Origin of the sequence: Streptomyces sp. NPDC048442 (genome assembly GCF_040651475.1) — a bacterium.
Lineage (GTDB): Bacteria > Actinomycetota > Actinomycetes > Streptomycetales > Streptomycetaceae > Streptomyces.
On the sequence record NZ_JBEZKB010000024.1, the window covers coordinates 120,707 to 140,282 of the forward strand.

The following is a 19,576-nucleotide window of genomic DNA, read 5'->3' on the forward strand; positions in this document are numbered from 1 at the left end:
GCCGTGGCAGTTCTCCCTGCACCGGCTCCGAAGGGCCGCGACAATGCTTGGTGTCCGCGGAACCTTTCGTGCCGCGCGGCACCCCCGCTCGTTCAACCAGTGACGGGCGCGGTCGTGTCGAGTGGTCGTTCCGGGCGACGGGGTCCTGCCGGCGGAAGGTGGCCGGGCCGAAGAAGCGCTGGCGCTACAGATGGGCGAGGGGTACGCATGACTGACACCGGCCAGGTCCCGGGCGAGGGACTGCCGGAGAACGCAGGCATGGTGGAGCAGCCGGGCGTCCCCGCCCCAGGCGCCTACACCTTCCTCGACCCCTCCGATCCTTCAGGGAACGCCACGGAGTCCGCACTTGAGGACGACGACCTCCTGCTGATGCCTGCCTCGCAGGGTGCGTGGAGCGACCCGCAGGTGGTGCCCGCACAGGCGGCCCCCCTCGCGTCCGCCCCGCACCTCGCGGAAACGGCCGTGCACTTCGCCGATGCGGCACCGCAATACGCTCAGGCGGCTCAGCACCTTGCCGGGGCCGCTCCGCAGCTCGTGGAGTCCGGTGCGCACGAGGCCGGTGGCCGGGACTCCGGTTCGGTCGACTTCTCGGGCGTACGGATGCCTCCGCCGCCCGCGTCCACGGCTGCCCCGACACCTCCGCCGGCCCGTCGCCCGCTGCACATGGGCCCGCCCGTCCCGGACGCCTCGGGCGGTGTCGTACGGTCGCTGGCCGACCGCGGACCCGCGGCGGTGCAGAACCCGGCAGGTCCGGCGCAGAACCCGGTCCAGGCTCCGGTTCAGGGCTCTGCCCAGACCCCGGGCCAGTTCCCCACGCCGGTGCCGACGCGCCATGCGGGGCCGCCCACGACGGGCCCCGAGTACCTCGACATCCCGGGTGCGCAGACCGCGCTGCTGCCCGGCCCGCAGCTGGGCGAGATCCCCTCGCAGGGCCCGACGTCGTGGACGCCGCAGCCGCAGGCTCAGGCGGCTCCGGAGCAGGCTCCGACGCAGGCGCCGCAGGTTCAGACCGTGCCGGTGCCGGCACAGGTGGCCCAGGCCCCCGCTGCCCAGGTGGCTCAGGCCCCGGCTCCGGCTCCGGCGGCGGAGATCGTTTCGCCCCAGCCCCAGCCCCAGCCGTCGCAGTCACAGCAGCACCAGGGATCCCAGGGGAGCGTCGCAGAAACGGTCGTTCCGGAACAGATCATTCCGGAAGCCGTTGCTCCGGCTTCGGCCCCTGAGGCCGTCGCGCCGGAAGGTGCTGTTCCCGAGGTCGCTGCCCCGGACGGCATTGTTTCGGACGCCGTGGTCGTCCCGCCCGTGAGCGCGCCCGAAGGCGCTCCGGAATCAGCCGCTCCCGCCCCCGAGCAGACGGCCCCGGAGCAGACTGCCCCCGAGGCCCCGGCGGCCGACGGCCCGGCCCCGGACCAGGCGGCCGCTGAAGCCGCTGCCCCGGCCCCGGTCGCCGCTGTTGCTGCCGCTCCCGAACCCGTCGGTCCGGAGCCGGTGCTCCAGCCGGGCCCGGCTCACGCCACTCCGGCGGCTCCGGTCCCCGCCCAGGCTCCGGCCGGTCTGCAGGCGACGCCGCCCGTCGGGCAGTTCGTACAGGTGGAAGGCTCGGTGCCGGTCGGTGCGCAGTTGGCGCCGGCCCCGGCGCCGCCGGTGCCCGCCGTGACGGAGCCCGCCGCGGCCCCCGCCCAGGCAGCAGCGCCCGTCGTCGCAGTGGTCCCTGAGCAGGAGCTCGGTGCCGTACCCGTACCTGCGGAGCCCGCGCCTGCCACCCTGCCCGAGCCCGCAGCTGCCCCCACTGCCCCCGCCGAAGCGGCTCCCGGACCCGACGCCTCCGCACAGCCGGTGCCCGAGGCCGCCGCCGTACCGGAGGAGCCCGTTCAGTCTGCTCCCGCCGAGGCCGAGGCGGAAACCAGTCCCGAGCCGGTTGTCGCCCAGGCCGAGCCCGCGGCCGCCCCCGCCGCAACTACTCCCGCCGTACCGGCGGAGCAGCCCGCGACGGTCCCCGCACCGCGCGACAGCGGCCCGGCCGTGCCGGCGACCCCGCTGCCGCAGCAGGCGGCCGACGAGGCGGAGACGGCTGAAGTCATCGAGACAGCGGAAGTCACGGAGACGGCGGAGGTCATCGAGACGGCGGAAGCCGTCGCGACGCAGGCCGAGCCTGCGCAGACCGAGCCCGCGCAGGCCGAGCCGGTCCAGGCCGGTGCCGCGGACGCCGAGCCCGTACAGGAGGAGCCGGTGCAAGCAGAGACACCGGCCGCCGAAACCGACCCCGCGCCGGAGCAGCCCGCCCCCGAGACCGTCGCCGTCGAGGTTCCGGCGGCTCCCGCCGCCCCCGGCTACGACGACGCCGAGCGCGAAGCGGTCCTGCGCGTGATGCGCGAGCGCCGCGACATCCGCAACGGCTTCCGCAGCGACCCCATCCCGCACGAGGTCCTCCTCCGCGTCCTCGAAGCGGCGCACCACGCGCCGAGCGTCGGCCACTCCCAGCCCTGGGACTTCGTCGTCATCCGCTCGGCCGAGACCCGCCGCGCGATGCACGAACTGGCCGCCCGCCAGCGCGACGCGTACGCCAAGTCGCTGCCCAAGGCCCGTGCCAAGCAGTTCAAGGAACTGAAGATCGAGGCCATCCTCGACACCCCGGTCAACATCGTCGTCACCGCCGATCCGACCCGCGGCGGCCGCCACACCCTCGGCCGCCACACGCAGCCGCAGATGGCCCCGTACTCCTCGGCGCTCGCCGTCGAGAACCTCTGGCTCGCGGCCCGCGCCGAGGGCCTGGGCGTCGGCTGGGTCAGCTTCTTCGACGAGCGCGAGATGGTACGTGCGCTGGGCCTGCCCGAGCACCTCGAAGTCGTCGCGTACCTCTGTGTGGGTTACGTCGACGAGTTCCCGGAGGAGCCGGAACTGCTCCAGGCCGGCTGGTCGAAGCGCCGCCCGCTCTCCTGGGTCGTCCACGAGGAGACGTATGGCCGCCGCGCCCTGCCCGGCGAGGAGCCGCACGACCTCCTCCAGGAGACGATCACCAACATCCGCCCGCTGGACGCCAAGGCGCTCGGCGAGGCGTGGGAACGCCAGAAGCGGATGACCAAGCCCGCGGGCGCGCTCGGCATGCTGGAGATCATCTCCGCGCAGCTCAGCGGCCTGTCCAGGGCCTGCCCGCCGCCGATCCCGGAGCCTGCGGCCGTCGCGATCTTCGCGGGCGACCACGGTGTGCACGCCCAGGGCGTCACGGCGTGGCCCCAGGAGGTCACCATGCAGATGGTGGCCAACTTCCTCGGCGGGGGAGCGGTCTGCAACGCGTTCGCCAACCAGGTCGGCGCCGAGGTCTGCGTGATCGACGTGGGCGTCGCGGGCGAACTCCCCGCCACACCTGGCCTGTTGCCCCGCAAGGTGCGCGCGGGCACGGCCGACTTCACGACCGGTCCCGCACTCACCCGTGAAGAGGTACTTTCCGCGATCGAGGTCGGCATCGAGACCGCCCGCGACCTGGTCACGGCCGGCAACAAGGCCCTCCTCACCGGTGAGATGGGCATTGCCAACACCACCGTCTCCGCCGCCCTGATCTGCGTCTACACGGGTCAGGACCCGGCCGAGGTCACCGGTCGCGGCACCGGCATCAACGACGAGATGCACGCCCGCAAGGTCGACGTCGTCCGACGCGCCCTGGACCTCCACAAGCCGGACCCGGCCGACCCCATCGGCGTCCTCGCCGCCGTCGGCGGACTGGAGCACGCGGCCCTGGTCGGCTTCCTCCTCGGCGGCGCGTCCCTCCGTACTCCCGTCATCCTGGACGGCGTGAGCGCGGGAGCGGCTGCTCTGGTGGCCCGTGCGGTCGCCCCGGAGGCCCTGGCGGCCTGCATCGCCGGCCACCGCAGCGCGGAACCGGGTCACGTCGCGGCCCTCAACAAGCTGGGCCTGCGCCCGCTGGTCGACCTGGACCTCCGCCTCGGCGAGGGAACGGGCGCACTGCTCGCCCTCCCGGTGGTGCAGAGCGCGGCGCGGGCGATGCACGAGGTCGCGACATTCGACTCGGCGGGAGTCACCGAGAAGTAACCGGCTTCCGGGCGGCACGGGCCCGGTGGTCGTCGTGCGGGTGCGTCGTGGCTGATCGCGCAGTTCCCCGCGCCCCTATCGTCAGCCTCCTTGGGCAGCGGGGCCGCCCCCCGGGGGCGGGACGGGTGGGCAAGGGGGCGGCCCCACGCGGAGCGCACCCTCCCCCCGACCGCCCGCCCTCGCGCCCGCCCAGCGCCCCCCAACCCCCGCCCCGTAAAGTAAGGCTCTCAGGGCCCAAAACCCCGCCCCACCAGCGCCGCTCCACCGCCGCAGCGGCCCCCGACCCCTCCCGCGGGAATCGAGCCCGCCCCTCCCGAGGAGCCGCACCCATGACCGCGCACACCGCAGGCGACCCGCACACCCCCGAAACCCCGGCCGGAGAGGCGGAGGCCCCCGCCTACCCCGTCGGCCTCCGCCTCTCCGGCCGCCGCACCGTCGTCATCGGCGGCGGCCAGGTCGCCCAGCGCCGCCTCCCCGCCCTCATAGCGGCCGGCGCGGACATCACCCTGATCTCGCCCTCGGCGACCCCCTCCGTGGAGGCCATGGCCGAGGCCGGCGAGATCGCCTGGGAGCGCCGCCGCTACGAGGACGGCGACCTCGCCGACACCTGGTACGCGCTCGTCGCCTCCAGCGACCCCGCCGCCAACACCGCCGCCTCCGCCGAGGCCGAACGCACCCGCACCTGGTGTGTCCGCTCCGACGACGCCGAAGCCGCCACCGCCTGGACCCCCGCCACCGGCCGCTCCGACGGCGTCACCGTCGCGATCCTCACCGGCCACGACCCGCGCCGCTCCGCCGCGGTCCGCGACGCCGTCGTCGAGGGCCTGCGCGACGGCAGCCTGGCCGCCCCGCACCACCGCGCCCGTACGGTCGGTGAAGCGCCCCGCGTCCACCTGGTCGGCGGCGGCCCCGGCGACCCCGACCTGATCACCGTGCGCGGCCGCCGCCTCCTCGCCGAGGCCGACGTCGTCATCGCCGACCGTCTCGGCCCCCGCGACCTCCTCGACGAGCTCCCGCCGCACGTCGAGGTCATCGACGCGGCGAAGATCCCGTACGGCCGCTTCATGGCCCAGGAGGCCATCAACCAGGCCCTCATCGACCACGCCAAGCAGGGCAAGACGGTCGTACGCCTCAAGGGCGGCGACCCCTTCGTCTTCGGCCGCGGCATGGAAGAGGCCCAGGCGCTCGCCGCCGAGGGCATCGCCTGCACCGTCGTACCCGGCATCTCCAGCACCATCAGCGTCCCCGGGGCGGCCGGCATCCCGGTCACGCACCGCGGCGTCGCCCACGAGTTCACCGTGGTCAGCGGTCACGTCGCCCCCGACGACCCGCGCTCCCTCGTCGACTGGGAAGCCCTCGCACGTCTCCGCGGCACCCTGGTGCTGCTCATGGCGGTCGAGCGCATCGGCGCCATCGCCGAGGCCCTGGTCGCCCACGGCCGCGCCCCCGAGACCCCCGTCGCGATCATCCAGGAGGGCACGATGGCGACCCAGCGCCGCGTCGACGCCACCCTCGCCACGGTCGGTACGACGGCCAAGGCCGAGAACGTACGGCCGCCCGCGGTCATCGTCATCGGCGACGTGGTCTCGCTGAACGGCCCAGGCACGACGCTGAACCCCCTCAGCACCGCCGACCGGCCCCAGCAGCACTGAACGGCCCCGGCACCGCCGAACAGCCCGGGTAACCACGGGTAACAAACCGCTCCCGCCCCCTTGGGCACCGCACCCACGACAAGGCAGTATCACCCTGTGGCCGATCTCCTCACCATCGACGACCCCGACGACCCGCGCCTGAGCGACTACACGGGCCTGACCGACGTGGAGCTCCGGCGCCGCCGCGAGCCCGCCGAGGGCCTGTTCATCGCCGAGGGCGAGAAGGTCATCAGACGGGCCCGCCAGGCCGGTTACGAGATGCGGTCGATGCTGCTCTCCGCCAAGTGGGTCGACGTGATGCGCGACGTCATCGACGAGGTCCCGGCCCCGGTGTACGCGGTGAGCCCGGACCTCGCCGAGCGGGTCACCGGGTACCACGTGCACCGCGGCGCCCTCGCCTCCATGCAGCGCAAGCCACTCCCCACGGCCGCCGAACTCCTCACCACCGCCCGCCGGGTCGTGGTGATGGAGTCCGTGAACGACCACACCAACATCGGCGCGATCTTCCGCAGCGCCGCCGCTCTCGGCATGGACGCCGTCCTGCTCTCCCCGGACTGCGCGGACCCGCTCTACCGGCGATCCGTCAAGGTCTCGATGGGTGCGGTCTTCTCCGTACCGTACGCACGCCTGGAGAGCTGGCCCGGAGACCTGGAAACGGTCCGCGAGGCCGGTTTCACCCTCCTCGCACTCACCCCCGCCGACAAGGCGCGCTCCCTCGACGAGGTGGCCCCGCACACCATGGACCGGGTGGCCCTGATGCTGGGAGCCGAGGGCGACGGCCTGTCCACCCGCGCCCTGCGCGCGGCTGACGAGTGGGTGCGTATCCCCATGGCGCACGGCGTCGATTCGCTCAACGTCGGCGCGGCGGCCGCGGTCTCGTTCTACGCGGTGACCACGGGCCGCCCCCAGGCCTGAACCCGAACCTCCGGGGACCGCCGGGCCCGCCGCGCTACAGCCGCTGGGAGCCCTCGGCCGTCCCGACAGGCATGGCAGGCACGGCAGGCATGGCGTTCATGGCAGACACGGCCTTCACCGGTACGTCGTAACCCAGCCCGCGGGACGGCCCCTGGCACCCCTGTGCGGCGGCGATGCCCAGCGCGACCAGCAGTGTCACCACCACGAACACCACCAGCCGCTGCCGCAGCAGCCGCGGGTTCGCGGGCCGCAGCCTGCCGCCCGAAGTCGGCCTGGCCCCCGGCCGGGTGCCCTTGCGGGCGGCCCCGGACCGCGTGGTGTTCCGCGCGCCGGGCGCCGATCCGTTGCGTGACGAGGAAGGCCCCGTGGTACGGGAGGACGTGCCGCGGGGCGCCTGCGCGGCGGACCCCCGCGACTCCGGCTGGGGCGCACCCTCCGGCCGCTGCTGCTCGCCGGAACGACGCTGCTGGGTGGTCCGCTGGGTCCGCTGGTCGGCGCAGGAGTCGGTGGCCGGAGCGCGCTGGGCCGGAGGCCGCTTCTCCGGTCCGCCGCCCTGCGCCTCCCGCGCCGCGATCTCCTTGAGCCGCATCGACAGCTGGAGCGTGCTGGGACGTTCCTCCTGCTCCTTCGACAGACAGGCCCGGACCAGCGGAGCCAGCGCGTCCGGCACCCCGTCGAGGAGCGGCTCCTCGTGCACGACCCGGTAGAGCATGACCTCGGAACTGCCCTGCCCGAACGGCGAGTCGGCGGTCGCCGCGTACGCCAGCGTGGCGCCCAGCGCGAAGACGTCCGTCGCCGCGGTGACGGCGGCCCCGCGCACCTGCTCGGGTGCCAGGAAGCCGGGCGAGCCCACCGCGGTCCCGACGTGCGTCAGCGTGCTCGCACCCGTCGCCCACGCGATGCCGAAGTCGATGATGCGGGGGCCCTTGGGAGAGAGCAGGATGTTCGACGGCTTCAAGTCGCGGTGCACGACCCCCGCCTCGTGAACGGCCACCAGCCCCTCGGCCAGTGCGGCCCCGATCGACGCGACCTCGGCGGCGATCAGCGAACCTTCCTCGGCCACCCGGTCGTGCAGCGAGGGCCCCGGTACGTACTGCGTCGCGAACCACGGCCGGTCCGCGTCCAGATCGGCGGCCACCAGCCGCGCCGTGCACCCGCCCCTGATCCGCCGGGCGGCGGACACCTCGCGGGCGAAACGCGATCTGAATTCCTGATCCTCCGCCAGGTCCGGCCGGATCACCTTCAGCGCGACCCGCTGGCCCCGCCGGTCCGAGCCCAGGTAGACGACGCCCATGCCGCCCGCACCGAGCCGTCGGTGAATCCTGAACGAGCCGACGACACGCGGGTCCTCGCGCCGGAGCCGCATCATCGCCATGTCCGTCCCCTACCTCCGGTGGGGCCTCCCCCACCCCACTGCTGACCGGTCCGTTCGACGTGGCACAGCTTACGTACCCGTGGCGCGGTGTGCTCATAGGCCACACCCGCCCGAATCGATCGATTGTCAGTGCCGGGTGCGAAACTTGAAGAGTGGTCAGGGAACGTGCGTTCGCATCTTCCTGACCCCTGCTCAATCCCAACGGGCAACAGCAGAAGGGGGATTGGATCAATGAAGGGTGATCGGGTCGAGATAGTGGTGGACGCCGGAGACACCACTCGGACGTACGAAATGGTGGCCAGCAGGGCAGGCCGAAGGGTCGAGACGGCGGTCCGCAGGGGGGTGGTGGAAGTGAGTGAAGTCACCCGCAGCGGAGGCGTCGTGCGCACCGCACGCTTCATGGCCACCCGGGTGCTCGCCCTGGTCGAGCAGCCGGTCCCCAGGGAGGACGCCTCGGAACGGCGCACCACCGCGGAATGACGTCGGGGGAGTGCCCCCTGCCGACCCCTCGGGGAAGACCCCGACAGGTCCACCCCGCTCTCCACCCAGGGGAGTACGCCGTCACCCGGTAGGTCATCCTCCGGGAGGCCAGTCAATCGGTACGAGGGCATGACGACCGGGGCCGCACCCGCCCCTAATCTTGAAATCAAGCGGTGGGTGCAGCACTCGTCCCCCGAGGTCAGACACCCGCCGCTTACCAGACGACAGGAGAGGGACCATGGCGGACACGGCATCGAGGACGATGATTCGCTCGCATGCGATCCGTGTCCGCGGCCGCGCTTTCGCCGCGTTCGGCGGACGCCGCTCGGGCCCGCGCCACCCCCTGGTGGCAACGGCCATGGTCCTCCCCCTGGCGGCCCTGCTCCTCTTCCTCTTCGGAGGCTGGGAAGCGGTGGTCACACAAGCGTCGTCCGTGGGCATGTTGCTGGGGCGCTGAGCGGCGCCCCCGTCCCGGAAGAGCGGTCCGGGACGGGACAACACCAGGCCCATCAGCCCCGTGGGGACGGGGGTGCGGCGGACGGCTGAGTTTGCCCGGACAGCTGGGGAGCTGTCCGGGCAAACGTGTGTCCGGACCCTTCCACCCCAGCCCCGAACCCGGCCCCGCGGTCCCTCCGCGCCCCCGGCCGCCCCCGCGGTCCTCCCCCTGGCGCACCCCGCGGTCCCACCGAACCCGGTACGCACCCCGTTCCCCCAGGCCTACCGCACCCCCGCTCAGGTTCCCCACCCCCGGCCCCTGCCGTGCTCCACGCCCCGCATACGCTCCCGATCGCACCGCATCACCTCCCGGGGGACCCATGGCCACACCCGTCACAGCAACCCTTGCCGCCCTGGCTGCCGCCACCGCGCACCCCTCCGGCGAGGCACTCGCCCCCTGCCCTCACGCTCCCGAGACCCTTCGCGTCCTCGCCGACCGTCCCGACGGGAGCGTTGTCCGGCACGGCCCCCTCGTCGCCAAGGCGCACGCCCCGGACACCGACCCCGCCGCCCTGGCGGTACGTACGGCGGTGGCCGCCCACCCCCTGCTCGCCGGAGTCCTCCTGCCCCCGCTCCCCACCGGCACGGGCACCGGCACCGCACAGGCCGACGGCCGGCCTCTCACCGCGTGGCCCTACGGCGCCCCGGTCGACCCGGAGGATCCGGATGCCGCCCCCTGGGAGGAGACCGCCGCACTCCTCGCCCGCCTGCACCGCACCGACACCGCCGCGCTCCCCGCGCCGCTCCCACCCATGCGCGGCCCCGCCAAAGCGGCCCGTGCAGTGGCCCGCATGCTGGCCGTCCCGCACCCAGCGCCCGGGACAGTCACCCCGCACCAAGCGCCCGGAACAACCACCCCGCACCAAGCGCCCGGAACAACCACCCCGTGCCAGGCGTCCGGAGCAGCCACCCCGCCCGAAGCACCCGGAGCAATCACCCCGTGCCAAACCGTCCTGCACGCCTGGCACCGCCTCCCCGCCTGGGCCAGGAACGAAGTCCCCGCCCCGCGGGGCCAGATGCATGCCGTCCTCTGCCACGGCGACCTCCACCTCGGCCAGCTCGTCCGCCACCCCGCCCCCGACGGTCCCTGGCACCTCATCGACATCGACGACCTCGGCCTCGGCGACCCCACTTGGGACCTGGCCCGTCCCGCCGCCTGGTACGCAGCCGGCCTGCTCCCCCCTGATGTCTGGCAGAGCTTCCTCGCCGCATATCGGGAGGCCGACGGCCCTGCCGTACCTCCGTACGGCGACCCGTGGCCGCAACTCGACGTCGCTGCGCGCGCACTGACGGTCCAGACGGCGGCCCTCGCCCTCGCCAAGTCGGCGGCCGAACAACGCCCCCTCGACGAGGTCGAGCAGCTGATGCTCGACTCCTGTGCCCGGATCGCGGCTCTCCCGCCCGAGTGGGACCGGCATCCTCCGTCGTAGGGTGAATCTCCTGCCGCCGGGCATGCATCCGGGCGGTGCACCAGAACCAGGACTCGCACCCGAGCCCCACCGCACCAACTCCGAGGAGTGAGGACGACCATGCACTGTCCCAAGTGTCACGCCCCCATGCACACGTACAACCGCAACGGCGTCCAGATCGAGCAGTGCAGCAACTGCCGCGGCATTTTCCTGGACTACGGCGAGCTGGAGTCACTGACCCGCATGGAGTCCCAGTGGTCCCAGCAGGCCCCGCCGCCGCCCGTACCCCCGCAGGCGTACCCCGCCGCCCCGGCCCCCGCCTGGGGCGCCCCGCAGCACGGCGGTCACGGCGGTCACGGGAGTCACGGCGGCCACTACGGCAGCCACCACCGCCAGAAGGGCTTCGGCCGGATGCTCTTCTCCTCCTGACGCCTGACGCCTGACGCCTGACGCCCTGACGTTTTGACGCGCTGAGACCCGCCCGCAGCCCGGCCGGGCCGGGGGAATCGTCATCGTCACGACCCCCGGTCCGGGCGCCTGGCCCAACCCCCCTTCTCCTCCCTAGGGTTCGGCCTCATGACCTTCCTCGACAGGGCCCGGACAGTCGCCCCGCCCGGCTGGAGCCGCTGGCTGGTGCCGCCCGCCGCCCTCTCCGTCCACCTCTCCATCGGCCAGGCCTACGCCTGGAGCGTGTTCAAGCCCCCGCTCGAATCGTCGCTCCACCTCTCCGGCACCCAGAGCGCCCTCCCCTTCCAGCTGGGCATCGTCATGCTCGGCCTGTCCGCCGCGTTCGGCGGCACGCTCGTCGAGCGCAACGGCCCCCGCTGGGCCATGTTCGTCTCCCTCGTCTGCTTCTCCTCCGGCTTCCTGATCTCCGCCCTCGGCGCAGCCACCCACCAGTACTGGCTGATCGTCCTCGGCTACGGCTTTGTCGGCGGCATCGGCCTGGGCATCGGTTACATCTCCCCGGTCTCCACCCTCATGAAGTGGTTCCCCGACAGGCCGGGCATGGCCACCGGCATCGCCATCATGGGCTTCGGCGGCGGCGCCCTCATCGCCTCGCCCTGGTCGTCCCAGCTGCTCGAATTCTTCGGCGGCGACAAGCCGGACGGCAGCTCCGGCATCGCCACCACCTTCCTCGTGATGGGCCTGGCGTACGCCGCCTTCATGTCGCTCGGCGTCCTGCTGGTCCGCGTCCCCGCCCCGGACTGGAAACCGGCGGGACGGCAGCCCAGTACCAAGGTCCGCACCCTGGTCACCACCGCCGACGTCTCGGCCCGCAACGCCCTGCGCACCCCGCAGTTCTGGTTCCTGTGGGTGGTCCTGTGCCTGAACGTCACCGCCGGCATCGGCATCCTCGAAAAAGCCGCCCCCATGATCAAGGACTATTTCGCGAGCACCCCCACCCCCGTCTCGGCCTCCGCGGCGGCGGGCTTCGTCGCCCTGCTCTCCCTCGCGAACATGACCGGCCGCATCCTCTGGGCCTCCACCTCCGACCTCATCGGCCGCAAGTCCATGTACCGCGTCTACCTCGGTGCCGGCGCGCTGATGTACCTCGCGCTCGCCCACTTCGGCAACGACTCCAAGCCCCTCTTCATCGTCTGCGCGCTGGTGATCCTGTCCTTCTACGGCGGCGGCTTCGCCACCATTCCCGCGTACCTCAAGGACCTCTTCGGCACCTACCAGGTCGGCGCGATCCACGGCCGCCTGCTCACCGCCTGGTCGACCGCCGGCGTCCTCGGCCCGCTGATCGTCAACCAGGTCGCCGACAGCCAGGAGAAGGCGGGCCACAGCGGCCCCGGCCTCTACACGACCTCGATGTACATCATGATCGGCCTGCTCCTGGTGGGCTTCGCCGCCAATGAGCTCGTACGCCCCGTCAACCCGCGATTCCACGAGCCGCAGCCGCAACCGCGGCCCTCCGAGGAAGGAACCCCCGCCCATGCAGCAGCCCCGCAGCCGTAGCCCCCGGGCCCTCGCCTTCACCGTCTGGCTGTGGGTCCTGCTGCCCTTCGCCTACGGCCTGTACGAACTCATCCGCAAGGCCACCCAGCTCTTCACCGGCTGACGGCGGGGGAGCGGCGCATACGAAGAAGCCCCCGACCGAATCCGGCCGGGGGCTTCAACTGCGGTGCGCGATACTGGGATTGAACCAGTGACCTCTTCCGTGTCAGGGAAGCGCTCTCCCGCTGAGCTAATCGCGCGGGACGGCCTGTGAAGACCTGATCTTGCCTCGTACTGCGTGCGCGATACTGGGATTGAACCAGTGACCTCTTCCGTGTCAGGGAAGCGCTCTCCCGCTGAGCTAATCGCGCGGGACGGCCCATGCGGGCCACATTTTCGGTTGTGCTGCGTGCGCGATACTGGGATTGAACCAGTGACCTCTTCCGTGTCAGGGAAGCGCTCTCCCGCTGAGCTAATCGCGCTTGGAGGTGGAGACGGGATTTGAACCCGTGTAGACGGCTTTGCAGGCCGTTGCCTCGCCTCTCGGCCACTCCACCAGGAGTGTGCAGCAAGGGTATCGGGATGATCCCCCCACTATCGAGCGGACGACGAGATTCGAACTCGCGACATCCACCTTGGCAAGGTGGTGCTCTACCAGCTGAGCTACGTCCGCCTGTCTTGTCCGTTTCACTTGCGTGTCCCGGCGACGTGTTGAACTCTAGCGGATTCCTGGGCCAGCACAAAAACGCGTTTGTGCAGCGTGCTGCGCTGTCTCCGGCGCTCTCGCGCCCGCAGGTGGCGGCTCTGTCCCCGCCATAGACTCGGAGTCGTGTCCGACCTCCCCTCTTTGGCCCGCTTCGGTGGCCTTGTCGCCTCCGATCTGCGTGATGTCACCAGCGATCCGGCGGCCCTCGACTCCACCGGCTTCTGGGCCGTCGCCGCCGACTTCGAAGGCCGGCTCGTCTGTGCCCGCTTCGGCGACGTCCGGACGGAGCCGGTACCTGCCCCCGTCCCCGGCGCCTGGCGTGGCCCCGCCGTCACCGGCTGGACGACTTCCCTGGACCGCGCCTCCTACACCGCGGGCGTACGCCGCATCCGCGAGCACATCGCGAAGGGGGAGGTCTACCAGGCCAACCTCTGCCGGGTGCTGAGCGCGCCCGTCGACCCGGGCGCGGACGTCGACGCCCTGACCGCGCTGCTCGCCCGGGGCAATCCGGCGCCGTACGCAGGAACGATTCGGCTGCCCGCACACGGCGTAGAAATAGCCACCGCGTCCCCCGAGCTGTACCTGCGGCGCGAGGGCAATCTCGTGGAGTCCGGGCCCATCAAGGGGACGGGGAGGACGGCGGCGGACCTCCTGGAGAAGGACCACGCCGAGAACGTGATGATCGTCGACCTGGTCCGCAACGACCTGGGCCGCGTCGCCGTCACCGGATCCGTCACCGTCCCGCAACTCTGCGAGGTCGAGCCGCACCCCGGCCTTGTCCACCTCGTCTCCACCGTGCGCGCCGAGCTGGCCCCCGGGCAGGGCTGGGGCGCTCTGCTGGCCGCCACTTTCCCGCCCGGCTCCGTCACCGGCGCCCCCAAGGCCAGCGCGCTGAAGATCATCGAGGCGCTGGAGACCGCACCGCGCGGCCCCTACTGCGGCGGCATCGGCTGGGTCGACGCCGACCGCGGCACCGGCGCGCTGGCCGTCGGCATCCGTACCTTCTGGATCGACCGTACGGCGCCCGGCGGACCGTTCCTGCGCTTCGGTACGGGAGCGGGCATCACCTGGGGTTCCGACCCCGAGCGGGAGTGGGCGGAGACCGAACTCAAAGCGTCCAGACTGCTCGCGGTAGCGTCGGGTGCGTACGAGGTGACAGTGAGAGAGAAGGCCACGTCATGAAGGTTTGGGTCAATGGGGCACTGGTCGACGCCGACGCTGCCCGCGTTTCCGTCCTCGACCACGGGATGACCGTGGGCGACGGCGTCTTCGAGACGATGAAGGCGGTGGACGGGAAGGCCTTCGCGCTCACCCGCCACCTGAACCGCCTCACCACCTCCGCCCGCGGACTCGGCCTGCCCGACCCCGACCTCGACGAGGTCCGCCGCGCCTGCGCCGTCGTGCTGGACGCCAACCCGATGCCGCTGGGCCGGCTCCGTGTCACGTACACCGGAGGTGTCTCCCCGCTCGGTTCGGACCGCGGCGACGCCGTCCCGACGCTGATCGTCGCCCTCGGCGAGACCGTCCGCCGCCCCGACTCCACCGCCGTCGTCACCGTCCCCTGGACGCGCAACGAGCGCAGCGCCCTCGCCGGGCTCAAGACCACCTCGTACGCCGAAAACGTCGTCGCGCTCGCCCGCGCACGCGAACACGGCGCCTCCGAGGCCCTGTTCGCGAACACCGTCGGACGGCTCTGCGAGGGCACCGGATCCAATGTCTTCGTCGTCCTCGACGGACAGCTCCTCACCCCGCCGGTCGCCTCCGGCTGCCTGGCGGGCATCACCCGGGCGCTCGCCGTCGAATGGGCCGGCGCCCGGGAGGCCGACCTGCCGTTCGACGTGCTGGAACAGGCCGAGGAGATCTTCCTGACCTCCACCCTGCGTGACGTGCAGGCCGTCCACCGCGTCGACGGGCGTGAACTGCCGGGCGTGCCGGGACCGGTGACCGCCAAGGCGATGCGCGTCTTCGACGAGCGCGCGGGCGACGACCTCGACCCGTAAAAGGCGACGACTCCGACCCGTAAAACGTGATGACGAGCGGGCCCGGTAGGGGTACAACTCCCGTGATGACCACGACTCTACGGCCGACCGGGCCGCTCCGGACCAGCGCTGACGGTGCGCGCTCGCGCCACTACGAAGTGTGTGTGAACAGCCGTCCCGTCGGCACCGCGCACATCGAGACCGTGCCCGACTTCGGCACCAAGGTCGGCCGGATCACTTCGCTCCGAATCGACGAGGCGGACCGCCGCCGGGGCCGCGGCACGGTGGCCGCCCTCGCCGCGGAGGAGGTGCTGCGAGGGTGGGGATGCGACCAGGTCACCGTCTCGGTACCGGCGGACGCCGAGCCCGCACGGCAGTTGGTGACGGCCCTCGGCTACGTCGAACGCAGCCGCAACATGGTCAAGACCCTGCCCTCCCAGCCGCCCGCCCTGCCCGCGGACGTGACGGTCCGCCCCCTGTCGCAGGCCGAGTACGACGCCTGGCGGCAGAAGGAGTCGGTGAGCTTCGCGCAGAGCTGGCTCGACCGGGGCCTCTCCGCAGAACAGGCCCGTGCCAAGTCCGAGGCCAGCGAGCGCAAGTTCCTGCCCGGCGGCCTCGCCACCCCGCACACCTGGATCAGCCACCTCCTGCACGACGGCGAGAGCGTCGGCCTGCTGTGGGTCGGACGGCACGAGATCCAGCCAGGCGAGTGGGCCGCCTTCGTGTACGACGTCGAGGTCGTCGAGGAGCAGCGCGGCAGGGGGTACGGGCGAGCCCTGATGGCGCTGGCCGAGCGGATCGCCCTTCAGGTCGGCGAAACCCGGCTCGGCCTGCACGTCTTCACCGGAAACACCCCGGCCCTGCGCCTCTACGAATCCCTCGGATTCCGCACGACGTCCCTGTACACCTACAAGCAGCTGCTCTAGCCGCCGGCCGGGGCCCGTCAGCCGTCGCGTCAGCCGTTCTGCTCGGCCAGCAGCCGGTCGGCGATCTCCTCGATGCGCGTCCGCACACCGCTCTGGTCCTTGCTGGCGTCGAGGAGCTGCCCGCCGATCTCGTACGTCGGCGTGCCCGTCACCTTGATCGCCTTGCCCTCCGCCTGGTCGGCGTCCACGATCAGCATGTGCCGCCCGTCGATCAGGGCGGTGTCGAACTCCTCGGCGTCCAGGCCGAGTTCACGCGCCACGTCCAGCAGGAGCTGCTGCCCGCGTCCGCCCAGCTCTTCGGTGCGCGCGAGCACCGCTTCCACGTACGCCCAGCCCTTGCCCTGTGCGAACGCCTCCTCGGCGGCCTGCGCGGCGTCGTACGCGTGCGCGTGCTTCTCCAGCGGGAAGTGCCGCAGTCGAACGTCCAGCCGGTCGCCGTACCTGGCCCGCAGCGCGGCGAGGTCGGTGAGGGCGGTGTGGCAGTCGGGGCACTGGAGCTCGCACCAGACGTCGAGGACGACGGGGGAGACGGGAGCGGCGGGAGAGGGGGTGCTCATGGGGCCAGTCTCCCAGTCGTACGCCGGCGGCCCCAACCGGGACCTGGGGAGGAGCGCGCCCCGGAGATCTCCCTGAGACCGGGCCCGAGGATGGCCGCACCCGGCGATGGCGGTGCAGGATGGAGGGGACCGTACTTTCCACCGCTGGAGGACCGATGCTGCTGGTCGAGACAGTCTGCTCCGCGGTGTCCGCCGCCGGTCTGGGCATCGCCGCGATCACCGCGTACCGCAAGCGCTTCCTGGCCGCGACCAGGCTGGCCGCCTACTCGCTGGTCCCCGTCGGCCTGGTCATGACCGGGGCCGTGGGCTGGATCTCCGGCATGGTCTTCAAGCCGGTCGTGTGGGCGGGCTTCGGCGTGCTCGGCGTGGCCTGGCTGCTGTTCATGACGACCCGGGCCGTCGAGCGGCGCACCGGCGGCACCCGCAAGGAGCGCAAGGCCGCGAAGGCGGCGCAGCGCGAGGCGGTCGCCCCGGCCGCATCGGCACCCTCGCTGGGCACCGGCCGCCAGGCAGCGGCCCCCGCGGCGGCACCGGCACCGGCCGCCGCTGCCCAACAGCCGAAGAAGGCCGACGAGGACTTCTCCGACATCGAGGCGATCCTGAAGAAGCACGGGATCTGACGGGATCCGCCCGCGAGCCTGGCGGCTCGGACACCGGAGCGATTGTGGATTTACACGGAATCCAATGAACTGCCGCCGATAGTGGGCGTGTTGGTCATTCCGTACCACCGGGCTGCGCCATGATCGCCCGGAGATGCTCCAGACCTCCGCCGACGAAGGCGCCGCTCCCGCACCCGTCCCCGACGAAGAAGCGCGCGGGTGCCTCTTCGCGCTCTCCCAGCCGCCCCTGATGATCTTCCTCGCGCTGATCGGCACGCTGCTCATGATGGGAGCGGTCCATGACCTCTTCCTGGACTGACCCGCGCCTCGACCGACTCAGCCCTGACCGGCCCGGACCTTCGCGGCCCCGACCGGTGCCGTTCAGCCGGAGGCTTCCTTGCGCCGCGCCCGGTAGGCCGCCACGTGCAGCCGGTTCCCGCAGGTGCGGCTGTCGCAGTAGCGCCGCGAGCGGTTGCGCGACAGATCGACGAACGCGCGCCGGCAGTCCGGCGCCTCGCAGCGCCGCAGCCGCTCCTGCTCGCCCGAGACAACGATGAAGGCCAGCGCCATCCCGCAGTCCGCCGCGAGGTGGTCCGCCATGGAGGCGCCGGGCGCGAAGTAGTGCACGTGCCAGTCGAAGCCGTCGTGGTCGGTCAGCCGGGGCGTCGTGCCGGCCGCCGCCACCAGCTGGTTGATGAGTTCGGCGGCGGCCCGGGGGTCGGACGCCTCGAACACCTCCGCGAAGCGCCCCCGCACGTCCCGTACGGCCCGCAGATCGCTCTCGCCGAGTCTGCCCACGTCGCTGACGTCGTGGAGCCGTGCGAAGGCGCTCAGCGCCTCGACGTCCGTCAGGCGGTCGCCCTGTTCGCTCTCCGGCGCGGTGTTCACCAGGTCGACGACGACGTCGAGGGCTTTCCGGGTGTCGTGGGGGATCAGCACGTTGGGGCTCCCTGGCCTGCTGCGGGCCGGTGCCCGCCGATGCTGGCCGACTCTAGCCGCTCGTACCGGAAGCGCTACGGACAGTGTCCCGCGGGGGGAAGCAGGTAGAGGCAGGGGGGAAGCAGGGGGGAAGCAGGGGGAGCGGACGCAGCGGCGCCGCCGCCGCGGTGGATTCCGCGACGACGGCGCCGGTGCCTGACCTATGAAGTTGTCCCTATGAGGTTGTCCGTCCCGCGCCGTCGCCCCGAGTCGGACGGCGATGAACGACTCTCGACCTGGCTCAGCTTTCGGCCAGGATGTGAGAGAGCTCCGTGTCGAGGTCGAAGTGCCGGTGTTCAGTGCCGGGTGGCACTGCGGCATCCGTCCTCTTCAGGAACGACTCGAGGGCCCGCGCCGGGGCTTCGAGCAGGGCCTCGCCCTCCGGTGAGCTCAGGGCGATGCAGACAACGCCCTGACCGTGGCTCCGGGACGGCCAGACTCGGACGTCGCCGGTTCCGGTGGGCCGGTGCAGGCCCTCGGCGAGGAGATCGCGGGCGAAGACCCACTCGACCGTTTCCTCGGCTCCGGTGTGGAAGGTGGCATGCACGGCATAGGGATCGGCCGTGTCGTACCGCAGGCCCGCGGGTACAGGCAGTGATGACTCGCTCGACACAACGAGGCGCAGGTGCAGCTCGCAGCTGACCGTGGTGTTCATAAGCGCCAGGGCCTTTCGCTCAGTGTGCGCTCGGGGATTCGCACGTCGGCGAAATCGACATGCCACCTACAGTGCTGTTGTAAACCCTTATGAGTGTTTTGAGTCTCTTGAGGTCGCTCGTACGGCCGAGCCGGGGGTTGACCCTTACGGCTATTCCGGTGAAGGGGCGCGCTCGGGTAAGTTGGCGCCCATGAATGCGGAGAGTGACGGACGGGACAGGGATGTCGCAGCGGCGACGACCGACCCCGCTACGGGGGGCGCCACCGACGAGCGAGAGCTCGGATCGCGTGCGCCGCAGTACATCCAGGCACGCAGGACGCTGCACCTCAGCTGGCAGGTCGGCGTCTTCGTCGTCGGCCTCGCGGTCGTGGTCGCGGGCATCATCATGCTGCCGCTGCCGGGTCCCGGCTGGGTGGTGATCTTCGGCGGCATGGCGATCTGGGCGACCGAGTTCGTCTGGGCGCAGTTGGTGATGCGCTGGACGAAGCGGAAGCTCACCGAGGCCGCCCAGAAGGCGCTCGATCCCAAGGTGCGGAAGCGGAACATCATCCTCACCACGGTCGGGCTGGTGATCGTCGCCGTACTGGTCGGGATCTACGTCTGGAAGTTCGGCATCGTGATGCCCTGGAAGATCGACGAATGACGGTCCGCCAGTGACCTGAAAAGTGGTCGGGGGCACGCGCTGACATGCGGTAATGTTCTCTCTGTGCCCGGGCGATTAGCTCAGTGGGAGAGCACTTCGTTCACACCGAAGGGGTCACTGGTTCGAACCCAGTATCGCCCACCCGGGAGCAGAGGCCCGAGAGACTGATTCAGTCTCTCGGGCCTCTGCCGTTTCCCCGCCCGAGGCTCCGAGCCCCGG

At 72.0% G+C, this 19,576-nt stretch carries 19 protein-coding genes and 6 tRNA genes; 16 read left to right on the forward strand and 9 right to left on the reverse strand.

Annotated elements, in window-relative coordinates; genetic code table 11:
- The first annotated feature begins 207 nt into the window (after positions 1–207).
- The 3 genes from cobT (at position 208) to AB0D18_RS29970 (ending at position 6,611) form a co-directional block, all read left to right on the forward strand.
- Positions 208–4,044, forward strand: a complete 3,837-nt coding sequence (gene cobT, locus AB0D18_RS29960; RefSeq protein WP_362425329.1) for a nicotinate-nucleotide--dimethylbenzimidazole phosphoribosyltransferase — start codon at positions 208–210, stop codon at positions 4,042–4,044.
- A gap of 329 nt (positions 4,045–4,373) precedes the next feature.
- On the forward strand, positions 4,374–5,696 hold the full coding sequence (cobA, locus tag AB0D18_RS29965; RefSeq protein WP_362425332.1) for a uroporphyrinogen-III C-methyltransferase: 1,323 nt from the start codon (positions 4,374–4,376) through the stop codon (positions 5,694–5,696).
- 96 nt (positions 5,697–5,792) lie between these two features.
- Entirely contained in the window at positions 5,793–6,611 is an 819-nt protein-coding gene (locus AB0D18_RS29970) for an RNA methyltransferase (RefSeq protein WP_362425335.1), read from the forward strand.
- 34 nt (positions 6,612–6,645) lie between these two features.
- Here the strand turns inward: AB0D18_RS29970 and AB0D18_RS29975 are convergent, their stop codons facing one another.
- On the reverse strand, positions 6,646–7,986 hold the full coding sequence (locus AB0D18_RS29975; RefSeq protein ID WP_362425338.1) for a protein kinase: 1,341 nt from the start codon (positions 7,984–7,986) through the stop codon (positions 6,646–6,648).
- Between the two features lie 231 nt (positions 7,987–8,217).
- Here AB0D18_RS29975 and AB0D18_RS29980 point away from each other — a divergent pair, with 231 nt between their 5' ends.
- The 6 genes from AB0D18_RS29980 to AB0D18_RS30005 all read left to right on the forward strand — a co-directional run bounded on the left by AB0D18_RS29980 (position 8,218) and on the right by AB0D18_RS30005 (position 12,438).
- The gene (locus AB0D18_RS29980) at positions 8,218–8,466 is read left to right on the forward strand and encodes a hypothetical protein (RefSeq protein ID WP_362425341.1); all 249 of its coding nucleotides are present in this window, start codon (positions 8,218–8,220) and stop codon (positions 8,464–8,466) included.
- A gap of 238 nt (positions 8,467–8,704) precedes the next feature.
- Positions 8,705–8,923 (forward strand): hypothetical protein, encoded by a 219-nt coding sequence (locus tag AB0D18_RS29985; protein ID WP_362425344.1) that lies wholly within the window; start codon positions 8,705–8,707, stop codon positions 8,921–8,923.
- Between the two features lie 358 nt (positions 8,924–9,281).
- Positions 9,282–10,391, forward strand: a complete 1,110-nt coding sequence (locus AB0D18_RS29990) for an aminoglycoside phosphotransferase family protein (protein WP_362425347.1) — start codon at positions 9,282–9,284, stop codon at positions 10,389–10,391.
- A gap of 99 nt (positions 10,392–10,490) precedes the next feature.
- The gene (locus AB0D18_RS29995; protein WP_362425350.1) at positions 10,491–10,799 is read left to right on the forward strand and encodes a zf-TFIIB domain-containing protein; all 309 of its coding nucleotides are present in this window, start codon (positions 10,491–10,493) and stop codon (positions 10,797–10,799) included.
- A 147-nt stretch (positions 10,800–10,946) separates the two neighbouring features.
- The gene (locus AB0D18_RS30000) at positions 10,947–12,335 is read left to right on the forward strand and encodes an OFA family MFS transporter (RefSeq protein ID WP_362425353.1); all 1,389 of its coding nucleotides are present in this window, start codon (positions 10,947–10,949) and stop codon (positions 12,333–12,335) included.
- The gene (locus tag AB0D18_RS30005; RefSeq protein ID WP_362425356.1) at positions 12,313–12,438 is read left to right on the forward strand and encodes a hypothetical protein; all 126 of its coding nucleotides are present in this window, start codon (positions 12,313–12,315) and stop codon (positions 12,436–12,438) included. Before AB0D18_RS30000 ends, AB0D18_RS30005 begins: the two co-directional genes overlap by 23 nt.
- A gap of 64 nt (positions 12,439–12,502) precedes the next feature.
- On the opposite strand, the gene AB0D18_RS30010 is transcribed toward AB0D18_RS30005, so the two are convergent.
- The 5 genes from AB0D18_RS30010 to AB0D18_RS30030 all read right to left on the reverse strand — a co-directional run bounded on the left by AB0D18_RS30010 (position 12,503) and on the right by AB0D18_RS30030 (position 12,987).
- Positions 12,503–12,574, reverse strand: a tRNA-Val gene (locus tag AB0D18_RS30010).
- A 39-nt stretch (positions 12,575–12,613) separates the two neighbouring features.
- Positions 12,614–12,685 (reverse strand) — tRNA-Val (locus AB0D18_RS30015).
- Positions 12,686–12,724: 39 nt separating this feature from the next.
- Positions 12,725–12,796, reverse strand: a tRNA-Val gene (locus AB0D18_RS30020).
- A 1-nt stretch (position 12,797) separates the two neighbouring features.
- Positions 12,798–12,871, reverse strand: a tRNA-Cys gene (locus AB0D18_RS30025).
- 43 nt (positions 12,872–12,914) lie between these two features.
- Positions 12,915–12,987 (reverse strand) — tRNA-Gly (locus tag AB0D18_RS30030).
- A 156-nt stretch (positions 12,988–13,143) separates the two neighbouring features.
- Here AB0D18_RS30030 and AB0D18_RS30035 point away from each other — a divergent pair.
- From AB0D18_RS30035 to AB0D18_RS30045, 3 genes are all read left to right on the forward strand, one after another.
- Positions 13,144–14,202, forward strand: coding sequence for a chorismate-binding protein (locus AB0D18_RS30035; protein ID WP_362425359.1), 1,059 nt, complete (start codon positions 13,144–13,146; stop codon positions 14,200–14,202).
- A complete protein-coding gene (locus AB0D18_RS30040; protein ID WP_362425361.1) occupies positions 14,199–15,020 on the forward strand; it encodes an aminodeoxychorismate lyase in 822 nt (273 codons plus the stop codon). Before AB0D18_RS30035 ends, AB0D18_RS30040 begins: the two co-directional genes overlap by 4 nt.
- A 65-nt stretch (positions 15,021–15,085) precedes the next feature.
- Positions 15,086–15,925 (forward strand): GNAT family N-acetyltransferase, encoded by an 840-nt coding sequence (locus AB0D18_RS30045; protein WP_362425364.1) that lies wholly within the window; start codon positions 15,086–15,088, stop codon positions 15,923–15,925.
- 29 nt (positions 15,926–15,954) lie between these two features.
- Here AB0D18_RS30045 and AB0D18_RS30050 read toward each other — a convergent pair whose 3' ends face one another.
- The gene (locus AB0D18_RS30050) at positions 15,955–16,482 is read right to left on the reverse strand and encodes a DsbA family protein (RefSeq protein ID WP_362425367.1); all 528 of its coding nucleotides are present in this window, start codon (positions 16,480–16,482) and stop codon (positions 15,955–15,957) included.
- Positions 16,483–16,640: 158 nt separating this feature from the next.
- On the opposite strand from AB0D18_RS30050, the gene AB0D18_RS30055 reads away from it, so the two are divergent.
- Complete coding sequence (locus AB0D18_RS30055; protein ID WP_362425464.1) at positions 16,641–17,102, forward strand: hypothetical protein; 462 nt, start codon at positions 16,641–16,643, stop codon at positions 17,100–17,102.
- 133 nt (positions 17,103–17,235) lie between these two features.
- Complete coding sequence (locus AB0D18_RS30060; protein WP_362425370.1) at positions 17,236–17,400, forward strand: hypothetical protein; 165 nt, start codon at positions 17,236–17,238, stop codon at positions 17,398–17,400.
- Positions 17,401–17,462: 62 nt separating this feature from the next.
- On the opposite strand, the gene AB0D18_RS30065 is transcribed toward AB0D18_RS30060, so the two are convergent.
- Together AB0D18_RS30065 and AB0D18_RS30070 are read right to left on the reverse strand one after the other, a co-directional pair.
- On the reverse strand, positions 17,463–18,020 hold the full coding sequence (locus tag AB0D18_RS30065; protein ID WP_362425373.1) for a CGNR zinc finger domain-containing protein: 558 nt from the start codon (positions 18,018–18,020) through the stop codon (positions 17,463–17,465).
- A gap of 280 nt (positions 18,021–18,300) precedes the next feature.
- The gene (locus AB0D18_RS30070) at positions 18,301–18,714 is read right to left on the reverse strand and encodes an SsgA family sporulation/cell division regulator (protein WP_003959770.1); all 414 of its coding nucleotides are present in this window, start codon (positions 18,712–18,714) and stop codon (positions 18,301–18,303) included.
- A 190-nt stretch (positions 18,715–18,904) separates the two neighbouring features.
- On the opposite strand from AB0D18_RS30070, the gene AB0D18_RS30075 reads away from it, so the two are divergent.
- Entirely contained in the window at positions 18,905–19,357 is a 453-nt protein-coding gene (locus AB0D18_RS30075; protein ID WP_362425376.1) for a TIGR02611 family protein, read from the forward strand.
- Positions 19,358–19,426: 69 nt separating this feature from the next.
- A tRNA-Val gene (locus AB0D18_RS30080) sits at positions 19,427–19,498 on the forward strand.
- Positions 19,499–19,576 lie beyond the last annotated feature (78 nt).